The following is a 13,525-nucleotide window of genomic DNA, read 5'->3' as shown; positions in this document are numbered from 1 at the left end:
CTCAGTGTCCCAGATAGGCTTCGATCACGGCCGGGTTGGCGCGGACCTCGGCCGGCGTGCCCTCGGCCAACACCTTGCCCTCGGCGAGCACGATGACGCGCGTGCAGAGCGACATCACGAAATCCATGTTGTGCTCGATCACAACGAAGGTCGCGCCCTGCTCGGCATTGATCGCGCGCAGCCGTTCCTTGAGATCGCCGAGCATGGTCAGGTTCACGCCGCCCGCCGGCTCGTCGAGCAGGACGAGGCGGGGGCCCGCCATGAAGGCCATCGCGGCGTCGAGCAGCTTCTGCTGGCCATAGGAGAGGCCGCCGGCCTTGGCATCCGCGAGATGGCCGAGCTTGAAGAAGCCGATCATCTGCTCGGCCTTGTCGGAGAGACCGGCATCGCGCGCACCGAACAGCCGGCCGAGCATCGAGCCCTGATGCTCTTGGCCCGCAAGAATCAGGTTCTCGCGCACCGAGAGCTCCGGGAAGACCTGCAGCAGCTGGAAGGTGCGGCTGACGCCGAGCCGGTTGAGCGCGGACGGGCGCATGTTGGTGACATCACGGCCGTCGAGCTTCACCGCGCCTTGCGTCGGTTCGAGCTGGCCGAGGATGCAGTTGAACAGGGTCGACTTGCCGCAGCCATTCGGCCCGATGATGCCGAGGATCTCGCCCTCGTTCACCGAGAAGGAGACGCCGTTCACGGCCTTGATGCCGCCGAAGGCCTTGTGCAGGTCGTGGACTTCGAGGACCGGGCTCATCGCGCGCCTCCGGTCCTGCGGCGAAGCGCATGCCAGCCGCGTTCGACAAGGCCGCTGACGCCTTGCGGGCAGATGACCAGCAGCGCGAGCACGATTGCGGCGAAGATGATGAGGTAAAGCGAGCCGGCGAAGCGCAGCCATTCCGGCAGCACAACGCCGAGCAGCGCGCCGACGAAGGGGCCGAAGAGATAGCCGGCCCCGCCCGCGACCACCATCAATAGCAGGAACAGGCTCTGCGACAGCGAGAAGGGCGAGGGGTCGATGAACTCGACCAGCGGCGCATAGAGCGCGCCCGCGAAGCCGCCATAGGCCGAGCCGATGGCGAAGGCGAGCAGCGTGTAGGCGCGGGTGTCGATGCCGAGGCTCGCGGCCCTGACCGGGTTCTCGCGCAGCGCTGTGAAGGCGCGGCCCCAGGGCGAGCGGATCAGCCACCACAGCTTGAGCGACAGGATCAGCGTGACCACGACGACGAAGCGGTGGAATTCGAGCGCGCCGAACAGCTTTATGCCGAAGAAGTCAGGACGGTTGATGTTGGAGATGCCGAAGACACCGCCGGTCAGCCATTGCTCGTTGCGCAGTACCAGCCAGATCAGCGTCGAGAAGGCGAGCGTGACGAAGGCGAGGTAATGCGTGCGGACACGCAAAGCCGGGAATCCGAGCAGCAGGCCGACCGCGAAGGTCAGCAGGCCCGAGAGCGCGAAGGCGGCATACCAATTCACCCCGTATTTCGTGGTCAGGATCGCGGTCGTGTAGGCGCCGAGACCCATGAAGGCGGCCTGCGCCAGCGAGGTCTGGCCGGCATAGCCGAGCGTGAGGTTGAGGCCCATCACGCCGATGCTCATCACGAGCCAGAGCGAGAGCACATAGGTGCCGTAGCGGCCCATCCCGACCGGCGCGAACCAGAGGATGACGGCGCCGAGGATGAGCCCGATCAGCGCCGCATCGATGCGGCGGGCCGGGGCCACGGAATTCTGGACGGCAGGGGCGCTCATACGCGGCGCTCCTCCTTGCGGCCCATCAGCCCTTCCGGCTTGATCAGGATGATGGCGACGAGCAGCACCAGCGGCACTGCCAGCCGGTACTGCGTCGAGATGTAAGCGGCGGTCAGTGAATCCGCGACGCCGATCAGGATGCCGCCGACGAGCGCGCCGCGTACCTGGTTGAAGCCGCCGACGATGGCGGCAATGAAGGCAAAGAGGCCGATGGTCTCGCCATTCGAGAATTTCGCCAGATAGATCGGCGAGATCAAAAGCGAGGCGACGACCGCAAGCGCGGCATTGAGCAGGAAGGTCAGCAGCACCATCCGCTCGACGGGGATGCCGAGGATGCGCGCGACGGTCGGGTTCTGCGCCGTCGCCTGCATCTGCCGGCCGAGTTTCGTGCCGCCGACGAACCATTGCAGCAGGCCAATGGCCGCGAAGGCGACGACGATGATCGCGAGATGCTGCAGCGAGATCGACGCGCCCAGCAGGTTGATCATGTCGGTCGGCACCAGCGAGGGGAAGCTCTGCGCCTCCGCCGAGAAGCCGTCCTTGGCGCCTTCCTTCATCACGATCGAGAGCGCCATGGTGGCGATCGCGAGCGGCAGCACGCCATGCTTGATCATCGGGTCGACGACGACGAGCTTGAAGCCGGCGCCGAAGATCAGCAGGAAGACGGCGATGCCGAGCAATCCGCCGGCCCAGAGCGGCAGGCCGAAGAGCTTGACCGCGAGCAGGATCAGCACGGCCGGCAGCATGACGAACTCGCCCTGGGCGAAGTTGATCGTCTGCGAGGTCTGCCAGACCAGCGTGAAGCCGATCGCGGCGAGCGCGTAGATCGCGCCCGTGGCGATGCCGGCGATGAGATAGGCGATGAATTCGGCCATGCGATCTGCGCTCAGTTGGAGAGCGTTTGGTGTTCAATCAGTGCGCGTCATCCCGGACGCAGCGAAGCGGAGATCCGAGATCCATCGTAGAGCGCGGCGCCCTTCGATGGATCCCAGGTCGAGCGCTGCTCGCCCGGGATGACGTCGCGTGTGGACAGGCTGCTTACGGCTTGATCCGCGGCAGGGTGGTGTTGATCACCTGCTTGCCGTTGACGACCTCGGCCAGGAAGCTCTCGCGGTCGAGGTCGCCGTTCTGCTCGATCACGGTGTCGATCAGGATGCCCGGCTCCTCGCTCGCCTTGATGGTGGCGCCGCGCAGCGTGTCGGCGAGGCCCTTCTTGTCGAGCTTCTTTTGCTTCTCGGTCGCCCATTTCACCATGAAGACGGCCATGTAGCCCTTCACGCCGTTATGGTCGGAAGCGAAGCCGTACTTTTCACGGTAGCGCTTGCCGAACTCCTGGAGGGCCGGGATCGGCGCGTCGGTCGAGAGGCCGACATGGCCCCTGGCGCCGTTGGCGGCGTCGCCAGCCAGTTCCAGCACCTTGGCGCCGAGCAGGGTCGTCTCGCCGATCATCGGCTTGGCGATGCCCTGCTGCTTGGCGGCGCGCAGGAAGCGGGCGCTCTCCTCCTCGTTCAGATAGACGAAGACGGCATCGGCATTGGCGTTCTTCACCTTGATCGCGTCGGCGGTGAAATCGGCTTGGCCCTGCTCGGTCGAGACATCGACGGCGACCTTGATGCCGGCCTTCTCGAGTTCGGGCAGGATGGCGTCGCGCCCGCCCTTGCCGAAGTCGTTATTGACCCAGACCACGGCGATCGAGCCGGCCTTGACGGTGTCCTTGAGGTATTTGGCGATCTTCGGCATCGCCGCCGTCTGGCTCAACGAGGTCCGGAAGATGTAGGGGTTGCCCTGCTTGGTGAAGCCGGCCGCCTCGCCGCCGACGATCTGGGCGACTTCGGCGCGCTGCGAGATCTGCATGGAGGCGCCGATCGGGCCGGAGAAGATCGGCCCGAGGATGGCATAGGCGCCTTCGTCGATGCCGCGCTGCACGGCGGCGCGGGTGTTCCCCGGATTGGTCTGCGTGTCGTAATGGACGATCTCGACCTGCTTGCCGAGGATGCCGCCCTTGGCATTGATGTCGGCGGCGGCCATGTCGGCGCCGTTCTTCCAGTTGGTGCCGGCAGCGGCACCCGCGCCCGACAATTCGATGACGTCGACCAGCTTGACCTTGTCCTGCGCCTGCGCGGGCAGGCTGAGCGCGGCGCCGAGCGCGGCGGCCATGACCCAAAGCGATTTCATTCCCTGACTCCTCCGGACGTTTCTTGTTCACACGCGCGGTCTTGATAGCCGCGGCGCCCGCACGCTTCTTGCCGGGCTTTGGGGCGCGATGTCCAGAGGCGAAAGGGCTTGGTGGGGTTGAGGTTTTCGCTTTGCCGGGGATGAGGCCGGTCGGGCCGCTGACGCCTCCTGTCAGCAGGCGGCCGTGCCGGCCTGTCGCAGCCGGTCGATGGTGCTAAACAGGCGGGGACTTCGCCGGAGGACGCCGCATGACACAGGACCCGCTATTCGAGCGCCTCTGGGATGGCAGCGCCGCGATGGAGGAATGGACCGCGTCGGTCTCGCACGGCGCGATCACGCAGGTGGACGACAACATCATCACGGTCCACACCACCTATTTCTGCGGCAGCGTCACGGCGATCCGCACGCGCGAAGGGCTGGTTCTGATCGACACCGCCAAGCCCGATACCGCCAAACAGACGCTCGATGTCATCCGCTCCTGGGACGATGGCCCGATCCATACGGTGATCTTCACGCACGGCCATATCGACCATACCAGCGGCATCAAGGTGATCGACGAGGAGGCGGATGCGCGCGGATGGCCGCGCCCGCGCATCGTCGCGCACCGCAATGTCGCCCGACGCATGCAGCGCTATGTCGACTCGCATGGCTTCAACAGCCTCGTTCAGAGCCAGCAGTTCAACATGCCCGGCTATGTCTATCCGATCGGTCAGCGCCGCCCGGACGAGGTCTACGACGACACCCTCTCGCTGGCGGTCGGCGGAGAGCGGCTCGAACTCTTCCAAGGCCGCGGCGAGACCGATGACGCGACCTTCGTCTGGTTGCCGGAGCGGCGCGTGCTGGCGAGCGGCGATTTCGTGATCTGGGTGTTCCCCAACGCCGGCAACCCGCGCAAGGTCCAGCGTTATGCGGCGGAATGGGCGCAGGCGCTGCGGCGGATGGAGGCGCTCAAGCCGGAAATCCTCATCCCCGGCCACGGCCCCGTCGTCTTCGGGGCGGAGCGCGTGGCGCGGATGCTGGGCGACGGCGCCGAGGCGCTGGAGCATCTCGTCCGCGAGACGCTCTCACTGATGAATGCAGGCGCGGGGCTCGAAGATGTCCTGAGCAAGGTCAAGGTGCCCGCGAGCTATCTCGCCAAGCCCTATCTGCTGCCGAAATACGACGACCCGGAATTCCTCGTGCGGGGCATCTACCACTTCTATGCCGGCTGGTTCGACGGCAATGCGGCTCATCTGAAACCCGCCCGAACCGCCGAACTGGCCGCTGAATTGGCCGAACTCGCCGGTGGCGCCCGCAAGCTGGCCGAGCGTGCCGAGGCCTTGGCAGGGCAGGGGCAGAACCGCCTCGCCGTGGCGCTGGCCGAACTCGCGGCGGCGGCCGTCCCGGATGACCCTGAGCTCCAGGCCATCCGCGCGGCGACGCTACGCAAGCTGATCGACGGCGAGAACTCGCTGATGGGCAAGGCCTTCCTCGCCGTCTATGAGCGCGAGGCGGCAGGGCGTTCGAAGGCGTGATGGCGGCCCAGCCTTGTCATTCCGGGGCTTCGCGAAGCGAAGAACCCGGAACCCACGACTGGGTGAGCCGCCGACAACCGGGCATCGAGAGTTTCACCTAGTCGTGGGTTCCGGGTTCGCACCTGCGGTACGCCCCGGAATGACAATGGTCTTCGCCCTCACGAAGCGGCGGCTACACTCCTATGGCGCGACCGGCAGCTCCTGCGACCTGCGGTCCAGTTCGCGGAACAACGGCAGCGACTGCGCGGCGAAGCGCTTCAGCTCGGCATCGTCGCCTTCGCTGGCATAGCGCTCCATCAGCAGGGCGGCTTCGTGATGCGTGTTGCGTTGGGTTTCGACATAGGCCCGGTCGAAGGCGGCGCCCTGCTTGCCGTTGAGGTCGCGCAGCAGGTCGAGATGGCGCCCGTCGGGCCGGTCGGGCAGGGCGATGTCCGAGCGTTTGGCGACGATCCGGCGCAGGCCGCTGGTCGCCGCGCCTTGTTCGCTGGTCAGCGCGTGCGCGAAATCCTTGATCGCGGGCGAGCTGGTCTTGTGCAGCGCCAGCGTCGCCGATTCGATCCCGAACATGTGCACAATCGCTGCCTGGCGCACGAATTCCTGGGCCGGAACCGGCGATTGCGCCTGGGCTGCCGCGCCGAACAGGACGAGGCCGGCAAAGCCGCTCAGCAACGCCCGCCGAGAATGATGAAGCATCTGGGTCATGCTCGGGGAACGGAGAAGCCGCGGCGAGGTTCCATGCGCCGAAGTCCGGCGCCGGCGCGTTGAGTTGCCTTGTCGCACTTGGCCGGCTGCGCTAGCAGGACCCTATACGCTTGCCGTCCGGATGCAGAGGAAACCCCATGCCGACCACCGTCGAGACCGTGCGCGATGCGCTGGTGAAGGCCCGCCGCGAGCGTTCGTTGGCCGAGATCGCGAGCCTGCCGGTGCCGGCGACCCTGTCCGAGGGGCTTGTCGCGCAGGCGGCTGTGGGCAAGGCGCTGGGCCTGCCCGAACTCGGCTGGAAGGTCGGCATTGCCGAGGATGGCACGGCGGTCGCCGGCCTGATGCCCGGCCCCTGGCTGGCGCCCGGCGATGTCTATGACGGGGCGATCGGCGCCGAGTTGCGTATCGAGATCGAGATCGCGCTCCGGCTTGCCCGCGACGTGCCGTTCCGTCCGGCGCAAGCCTATTCGCGCGCCGAATTGCTCGCTTGCTGCGACAAGGCCTATCTCGGCATCGAGATCGTCGAGAGCCGCCTCGCCAACTGGTCTGGCAATGTCGCTTTCCCGCTCTGGCTCGCCGACGCCATGGGCCATGGCGGCTATCTGATCGGGCCGGAACTCGATGTCGCCGTGCTGGACGATCTCAACGGCCTCGGTTGCTTCATCTCGCTCAATGGCGTCACGATCTACGACCAGCCGGCCGTTCACGGAAACGGCGATCCGATGACGCCCTTCCTCGCCTGGGCAAACCGCCAGAGCGACGATCTCGGCAGTCTTAAGGCCGGTCAGATCATCACCACCGGCAGCCTTTGCGGCGGCGTGCTCTCGCCCGGAAAGGGCGAGGTTGAGACGAGGCTTTCCCCGCTCGCGACCGTGACCTTAACCCTTCGTTAGCAGGAACGATCGAGTCCTTGAGCATTGCGCGAGCCTGTCGCCGGCCTATGATGGCGGAGGGCATGGGCATGATTTGAGTGTGGCGGGGGTTGCTTGGAGGGTGGATGCGGTTCTGGCGTAGGGCAGGGCATGCGGTCGCGCTGAGCGGCGGCTGTGCGTTTGCCACACTGCTGAGCCTGCAGGCTGAACCTGCCCGGGCTTTCGATCTGTCGTCGCTCGACGTGTTCGGCCTCTTCACCAAGAAGGACGAACCGCCGCCGCCGAGCCCGTCCGCCTTGCCCTACAAGCTCGAATTCGATCTCGGCGAGGCCGATAACGCCAAGGCCCTGACGCGCTCGCTGCAGGACGCCTCGCTGCTTTATCGTCTGCGCCAGGATGCGCCGCCCGATGGCGAATCCCTGTCGCGCCGGATGGCGGTGGATCTCAACCCGATGCTGGATGCGCTCTGGTCGCAGGGCTATTTCAACGCCGATGTCACGCTGATCGTCGATGGCGTCGCGCTCGGCGTCGGGGCCGAGCCCAACGCGGCATTGGTCCGGGCGCTCGAAGCACATCGCAACCGCGATGCCGTGCCGATCACGGTCAGGGCAAGACCCGGCAAGGTCTTCGGTTTGCGCAAGATCGACGTGGTCGAGCGCGACGAATCCGGCCCGCCGGCGATCGCCGATCCGCTGAAGGTGTCCAGGCTGAAGGAGGGCGAGGCAGCCACCACGGCGACGTTGAAGGCCGCGCAGGCGGCTCTGGTGGATTATATGCGTGCGCAGTCGCGCCCGCTCGCCAAGATCGTCGAGCTGCGGCCGGTCGTCGATCATGCCGCCGGCATCATGGACGTGACCTATGTCCTCGCGCCCGGCCCGCTCGCTGGCTTCGGCGACATCACCATCGGACAGACCGACGAGATTCCGCCCGAGGTCGTGCGCTCCTTCATCTATCTGGAGCCGGGCGACCCCTATTCGCCGAAGGCGCTGGCCTATACGCGACGCTCGATCGCGACGATCCCGGCCGTGGGCTCCGTCCGCATCCGCGAGGACGACAAGCTCGATCGCGCCGGCAACCTGCCGATCTTCGTCGATGTGACCGAGCGGCCCAAGCGCCTGCTCGGCTTCTCCGCGCGCTATTCGACCGTCGATGGCCCGGCGGTGAAGACCTATTGGGAGCACCGCAACCTGTTCGGCGGGGCCGAGCGCCTGCGGCTGGAGGCCAGCGTCTTCTTCGCGCCGCGCATCGACGGCAGCAAGCTTCAGCGCTTCGGCGACTTCAAGGAATCCGATCTCGGCGGCCGCTTTGCCCTCAACTTCATGAAGCCTGCGCTCGGCGGCAGCCGTAACGACTGGCTGCTCGATGGTGTCGCGACGCGCGAGCGTGTCGGCCTCAATCGCTATGGCGGCTACACCGCCCGCTACGGTAACGTCACCACCGCGATCCGCCACCGCTTCAGCGACACTTTCTCGATCCAGGGCGGCATCGAGGTCGAACGCGGCCAGACCAGCGACGTGCTGGGGCAGGTCGACTACACGCTGGTCGGCATTCCGCTCTCGGTGAAATACGATTCCACCGACAACCTGCTCGATCCGACGCGCGGCTTCCGTGCGACGGCCTCCTTCACGCCTTATCCGACCTTCCTCGGCTCGACGGTCGGTATCTACCAGACCAAGGCGAGCGTCTCCGCCTATTACGCGCTCGACGAGGACGCCCGTTACGTGCTCGCCGGCCGCATCGGCTTCGGCTCGGTCTCGGGCGCCAGCCTCGATGAGATACCGGCGACGCGGCGCTTCTATGCCGGTGGCGGTGGCTCCGTACGCGGCTATGCCTATCGCAGCCTGTCGCCGCTCGGGCCGTTCGGCCGCGTCACCGGAGGACGCAGCCTGCTGGAAGCCTCGGTCGAGGCTCGCATCAAGATCACCGACACGATCGGCATCGTGCCCTTCTTCGACGCGGGCACTGCTTTCGAATCGAGCCTGCCGGACGGCAAGCAGAAGCTGCAGATGGCCGCTGGCCTGGGCCTGCGCTACTATACCGGCATCGGGCCGATCCGGGTCGATGTCGCCGCGCCGCTCAATCCGCGCAAGGGCGACAAGCCGGTCGCGCTCTATGTCAGCATCGGGCAGGCCTTCTGATGCGCCGGCTCCTCACCATCCCGCGCCTCGCGCTTTTTGCCTTGCTGCTGACGGCAGGCTTCCTCTTCTCCGCCCATTTCGGCGGCTTCGCCCAGAACGCCCAGACCGATCGCGGCGTCATCGCCGACCTCATCTCCAAGGCGCTATCGAGCGATTCCAGCCAGGTCTCGATCGGTCAGGTCAACGGCGCGCTCTCCTCCGATGTCGAAATCCGCGACATCGTGCTCTCCGATCGCGACGGCGCCTGGCTGCGCCTCGACCGTGTCCGCCTGATCTGGACGCGCAGCGCCCTGCTGCTGCGCCGGCTCGATGTCGATCGGCTGGAGATCGGCAAGCTCGAGATCCTGCGCAAGCCCGCGCCGCCGCCGGCCGGCACGGCGCCGACGAGCAACGAGCCGATCCTGCCCGAGCTGCCGCTTAAGGTGATCATCAGGGCGCTCCAGCTCAACGAACTGGCGCTGGGGCAACCCGTGCTCGGCGTCGCCGCTCGCCTGAGCGCCAGTGGCGCAGCGCGGCTGGGGCCGCCCAACGAGGGGCTCGACCTCAAGCTCGAGGCCAAGCGGCTCGACATGGGTGGGCTCTTCAACGTCACCTTGTCCTTCGTGCCGGAAAGCACGCGCCTGCAGCTCGCAGCCAAGCTCGATGAGCCGGCAGGCGGCCTGATCTCGAAGGTTGCCGGCCTGCCGGGCGAACCGCCGGTGAAGCTCGACCTTACCGGTGACGGCCCGCTCGACGCATTCCGCTCCAGCCTCGTCTTCACCGCCGGTCCGACCATCGGTGCCGACGGCTCCGCGACGCTGTCCCGCTCGGGTGCCGAACGCCAGCTCGCGCTCGCGCTCGATGCGCGGATCGAAGGGCTGATGCCCGTGCCGGTAGCCCCGGTCTTTGCCGGCTCGACCCGGCTCGACGGCTCGATCGGCCTCCGTGACGACAGCGGCGTCGACATCCGCAATCTCGCGCTGGTCTCGGCGCTGGCGCGTCTCGACGTGCTCGGTCGCTACAATCCCGACAGGACGCTCGATCTGCGCGTCACCGCCGCCTCGCGCCCCAATGCGGATGGCCGAACCGTCACGGCTGGCACCGAGATCGGCAAGCTCGCCTTCGACGCGACGATCCGCGGCCCTGTCGCCGGCCCGACCATCGCCGCTAAGCTGGACGCAAGCGATGCGAAGCTGCCGGCCGGACAGTTCGGCAAGGTCGCGCTCGCCTTCAACGCGACGCCGACCGGCACGATCGGCGAGCCCGGCACCCGCATTACCCTGACCTCCGACGGCGAGGCCAGCGGGATTGTGCTGGCCGACAAGGCGCTGATGCGCGCGGTCGGCGACAAGGTCACCTTCACCTTGCGCGGTACCGGGCAGGATGACGGCACCGCCGATTTCGAGACGCTGAAGCTCGCCCTGTCCGGCGTCGAGCTGGATTACAAGGGCAAGCTCGGCCAGGCGCGCATGCTCGGCCAACTCAAGGCGGTGCTGCCCGATCTCGCCCGGCTGAGCGGGTTGGCCGGGCGCCCGCTCGGGGGCAGGGCGGATATCACCGCCGATCTCGATGCGACGCCGCGCCTCAACAATTACGCGGCGGTGCTCGCCGGCAAGGCCGAGCGCTTGGCGACCGGAGACGCTGCCCTCGACCGGCTGCTCGCCGGCAATCTCACCCTTGCCGGCCGCGTCAATGTACTCGCCGGTGACTATACGGTGACCGGCCTGCGCGTCGCCGGCCAGCATGCGGCCTTCACCGCAGACGGCTCGATCGGCCAGCAGCAATCCGACCTGAAGCTCGCGCTGAACTTGCCCGATCTCAAGCGCGCCGATCCGCGTCTCTCCGGTCGTGGCGACGTCACCGCCCGGATCACCGGGCCGCAGAACAAGCTGGACGCCACGGCCCGTATCGCCGTCGCCAACGCGACTGCGCTCGCCCGGCCGATCCCGCGCCTGACCATCGATGCGGTGGCGAAGGATCTGCAGGGGGCGCTCGATGCCAGCGTCACGCTGGCGGGCGAAGTCGATTCCAAGCCCGCGACCGGCTCGCTGCGTCTCGCGCGTCAACCTGACGACAGCTGGAACCTCTCGACGCTCGATTTCGCGCTCGGTTCCGTCCGCCTCAATGGCGGTCTGACGCTCGACACGGCGAGCCGTGCCGCCGGGCGCCTGACGCTGGCTGCGCGCAATCTCGACGATCTCTCGGCGCTGGCGCTGACCAAGCTCGGCGGCCAGCTCGATGCCGATATCGTGCTCGCGACGCCGGAAGGCCGCCAGGACATCGACCTGACCGCCCGCGGCTCGCGCCTCGCCGGCCCGTCTTTCACCATCGACAAGCTCGATGCCCGCGCCAATGCCCGCGATATCTACGGCCGCCCGATGCTCGATGCGGCCATCGCGATCGATCGCGCCGTCGCGGCCGGTGAGGCGATCAGCGGCATCCGCTTCGATTCGAAGGGCGCGCCCGATGCCAGCGCCTTCACGCTCAGCGCCAATGCCCGCGGCTTCGCTTTGAAGGGCGCCGGCCGCCTCGTTCCGGGCGAGCCCTTGAAGCTGGAACTCGCCTCCTTCGATGCGCGCCGGGATGGCCGCGCGATCACGCTCGCCAATCCCGCGGCTTTCAGCTTCCCGGCCTCCGGCGTCGAGATCGCCAATCTCGTGCTGCTGATCGACAAGGGGCGGGTGACGCTCGATGGCCGCGCCGGCGAGACGCTCGATCTGCGCTTCGCCGCCCGCGACGTGCCGCTCTCCGCCGCGAGCATCGCCGTGCCCAGCCTGAAGCTCAGCGGCACGCTGAATGCCGAGGCGCAGGTCCAGGGCCGCCCCGGCGATCTCTCGGGCCCGTGGAAGCTCAGGATCGCGCAGCTCGTCACGCCCGAGACCCGTCAGGCCGGCCTGCCACCGGTTGAGATCCAGGGCGAGGGCACGCTCAAGGGTGATGCCGCCGGTATCTCCGCCACCGTGAACGCCGGCAAGGGCGCCAGCCTGACCGTGCGCGGCACCGCGCCGCTCAACGCCACTGGCCCGCTTGACCTCTCCGCTCAGGGGCGCGTGGATGCCGCGCTCGCCAATACGATGCTCGCAGCAAGCGGACAGCGCGTTACCGGAGCGGTCGCTCTGGACATGCGCGCCGGTGGAACGGCTTCGGCCCCGCGCCTTAGCGGCAACGTGACGCTCTCGGGCGGCAGCTTCACCGATGCCTTGCAAGGCATCCGACTCAACGCCATCGAGGCGCGCATCGTCGCCAATGGCGACAACCTGACGATCGAGCGCGCCTCCGCTCAGACGCCGAATGGCGGCACGATCTCCGCGAGCGGCCAGGTCAAGGTCGATCCGGCTGCAGGCTTCCCCGGCAATATCCGCATTCGCGGCGACCGCGCCCAGCTCGTCTCCAGCGGGCTGGTGACGGCCGTGGCCGGGCTGAACCTCGAGATCACCGGGCCGCTGGCGCAGCGCCCGCGCCTCAGCGGCCGGATCGACATCGCCTCGCTCGAAGTCTCCGTGCCGGATCGTCTGCCCGCCACGCTTCGCCCGGTGGACGGCATCAAGCATGTGAATGCGCGCGGCGCTGCCGCCGCGCGTCTCGCCGCCGCCCGCAAGGCGCAGCAGGCGAAAGGGCGCGGTCGCGCGGCGCCCGCTTTCGATGCGACGCTTGCTTTGACCGTCTCCGCTCCCAGCAAGGTCTTCATCCGTGGCCGCGGCATCGATGCCGAACTCGGCGGCGAGATTCGCGTCGGCGGCACCTCCTCTGCACCGGCGCTCGACGGTGGCTTCGAACTGCGTCGCGGCCGGCTCAGTGTGCTGACCCAGCGGCTCGATTTCAGCCGCGGTCGGCTGACCTTTGCGGGCGGGCTCATTCCGGAGCTCGATTTCATCGCCCAGACCAGCGCCGGCGACGTCACTGCCCGGATCATCATCAGCGGGCCGGCCGACCAGCCGGTCTTCGCTTTCACCTCGCAGCCCGAATTGCCGCAGGATGAAGTCCTGTCGCGGCTGCTCTTCGCTCGCGCCTCGGGCTCGCTCTCGCCCTTCCAGGCCCTGCAACTGGCCCAGGCCGCCGCACAGTTCGCCGGTGGTGGCGGTGACGATACATTCGAGCGCCTGCGCCGCTCGCTGGGCGTCGACAATCTCGACATCCAGATGGGGGCGGGCGGACCGACCGTCGGAGCCTCGCGCTATATCAGCGACAATATCTCCGTCGGGGTGAAGGTCGGCTCCAAGCCGGAGGATAGCGGCGTCTCGGTCGGCATCGACGTGACCAAGCGCCTGAAGCTCCAGGCCGAAACCGGGGCGGACGGCAGCGCTGCTGTCGGAATCGGCGCCGAGTGGGAATACTGAACAGGTTTCCCGCGGGAATCGGGCTGTGGAGAGATTCGGCCCGAATCCGGTTTCCGATGGAGCGATTCCCC

At 67.6% G+C, this 13,525-nt stretch carries 9 protein-coding genes; 4 read left to right on the top strand and 5 right to left on the bottom strand.

Translation table 11 applies throughout. The annotated features are described in order from the left end of the window. Nucleotide 1: 1 nt before the first annotated feature. The 4 genes from AC3WMA_RS02370 to AC3WMA_RS02355 all read right to left on the bottom strand — a co-directional run bounded on the left by AC3WMA_RS02370 (nt 2) and on the right by AC3WMA_RS02355 (nt 3,912). Nucleotides 2–745, bottom strand: coding sequence for an ABC transporter ATP-binding protein (locus tag AC3WMA_RS02370; RefSeq protein WP_492283801.1), 744 nt, complete (start codon nt 743–745; stop codon nt 2–4). Beyond that, the gene (locus AC3WMA_RS02365; protein ID WP_492283800.1) at nt 742–1,737 is read right to left on the bottom strand and encodes a branched-chain amino acid ABC transporter permease; all 996 of its coding nucleotides are present in this window, start codon (nt 1,735–1,737) and stop codon (nt 742–744) included. The genes AC3WMA_RS02370 and AC3WMA_RS02365 overlap by 4 nt, the downstream gene beginning before the upstream one ends. Beyond that, nucleotides 1,734–2,612, bottom strand: a complete 879-nt coding sequence (locus AC3WMA_RS02360; RefSeq protein ID WP_492283799.1) for a branched-chain amino acid ABC transporter permease — start codon at nt 2,610–2,612, stop codon at nt 1,734–1,736. The genes AC3WMA_RS02365 and AC3WMA_RS02360 overlap by 4 nt, the downstream gene beginning before the upstream one ends. Before the next feature lie 163 nt (nt 2,613–2,775). Then, entirely contained in the window at nt 2,776–3,912 is a 1,137-nt protein-coding gene (locus tag AC3WMA_RS02355; RefSeq protein WP_492283798.1) for an ABC transporter substrate-binding protein, read from the bottom strand. Between the two features lie 248 nt (nt 3,913–4,160). Here AC3WMA_RS02355 and AC3WMA_RS02350 point away from each other — a divergent pair, with 248 nt between their 5' ends. Beyond that, on the top strand, nt 4,161–5,426 hold the full coding sequence (locus AC3WMA_RS02350) for an alkyl sulfatase dimerization domain-containing protein (RefSeq protein WP_492283797.1): 1,266 nt from the start codon (nt 4,161–4,163) through the stop codon (nt 5,424–5,426). A 180-nt stretch (nt 5,427–5,606) separates the two neighbouring features. On the opposite strand, the gene AC3WMA_RS02345 is transcribed toward AC3WMA_RS02350, so the two are convergent. Continuing rightward, nucleotides 5,607–6,119: a DUF4142 domain-containing protein gene (locus AC3WMA_RS02345; RefSeq protein WP_492283796.1), complete on the bottom strand. Its 513-nt coding sequence runs from the start codon at nt 6,117–6,119 to the stop codon at nt 5,607–5,609. Between the two features lie 146 nt (nt 6,120–6,265). On the opposite strand from AC3WMA_RS02345, the gene AC3WMA_RS02340 reads away from it, so the two are divergent. The 3 genes from AC3WMA_RS02340 to AC3WMA_RS02330 all read left to right on the top strand — a co-directional run bounded on the left by AC3WMA_RS02340 (nt 6,266) and on the right by AC3WMA_RS02330 (nt 13,454). Further along, on the top strand, nt 6,266–7,021 hold the full coding sequence (locus AC3WMA_RS02340) for a hypothetical protein (RefSeq protein ID WP_492283795.1): 756 nt from the start codon (nt 6,266–6,268) through the stop codon (nt 7,019–7,021). Between the two features lie 104 nt (nt 7,022–7,125). Continuing rightward, on the top strand, nt 7,126–9,138 hold the full coding sequence (locus tag AC3WMA_RS02335; protein ID WP_492283794.1) for an autotransporter assembly complex protein TamA: 2,013 nt from the start codon (nt 7,126–7,128) through the stop codon (nt 9,136–9,138). Then, nucleotides 9,138–13,454, top strand: a complete 4,317-nt coding sequence (locus tag AC3WMA_RS02330) for a translocation/assembly module TamB domain-containing protein (protein WP_492283793.1) — start codon at nt 9,138–9,140, stop codon at nt 13,452–13,454. Before AC3WMA_RS02335 ends, AC3WMA_RS02330 begins: the two co-directional genes overlap by 1 nt. Nucleotides 13,455–13,525 lie beyond the last annotated feature (71 nt).

The organism is Allobosea sp. FW305-C-101 (assembly GCF_058783685.1).
This window is presented reverse-complemented; position numbering and strand designations above follow the sequence as displayed.

Excerpts from the sequence above, each read along its gene's own strand:
- AC3WMA_RS02370 (WP_492283801.1), bottom strand. The coding sequence starts at position 745 with ATGAGCCCGGTCCTCGAAGTCCACGACCTGCACAAGGCCTTCGGCGGC.
- AC3WMA_RS02365 (WP_492283800.1), bottom strand. The coding sequence starts at position 1,737 with ATGAGCGCCCCTGCCGTCCAGAATTCCGTGGCCCCGGCCCGCCGCATC.
- AC3WMA_RS02360 (WP_492283799.1), bottom strand. The coding sequence starts at position 2,612 with ATGGCCGAATTCATCGCCTATCTCATCGCCGGCATCGCCACGGGCGCG.
- AC3WMA_RS02355 (WP_492283798.1), bottom strand. The coding sequence starts at position 3,912 with ATGAAATCGCTTTGGGTCATGGCCGCCGCGCTCGGCGCCGCGCTCAGC.
- AC3WMA_RS02350 (WP_492283797.1), top strand. The coding sequence starts at position 4,161 with ATGACACAGGACCCGCTATTCGAGCGCCTCTGGGATGGCAGCGCCGCG.
- AC3WMA_RS02345 (WP_492283796.1), bottom strand. The coding sequence starts at position 6,119 with ATGCTTCATCATTCTCGGCGGGCGTTGCTGAGCGGCTTTGCCGGCCTC.
- AC3WMA_RS02340 (WP_492283795.1), top strand. The coding sequence starts at position 6,266 with ATGCCGACCACCGTCGAGACCGTGCGCGATGCGCTGGTGAAGGCCCGC.
- AC3WMA_RS02335 (WP_492283794.1), top strand. The coding sequence starts at position 7,126 with ATGCGGTTCTGGCGTAGGGCAGGGCATGCGGTCGCGCTGAGCGGCGGC.
- AC3WMA_RS02330 (WP_492283793.1), top strand. The coding sequence starts at position 9,138 with ATGCGCCGGCTCCTCACCATCCCGCGCCTCGCGCTTTTTGCCTTGCTG.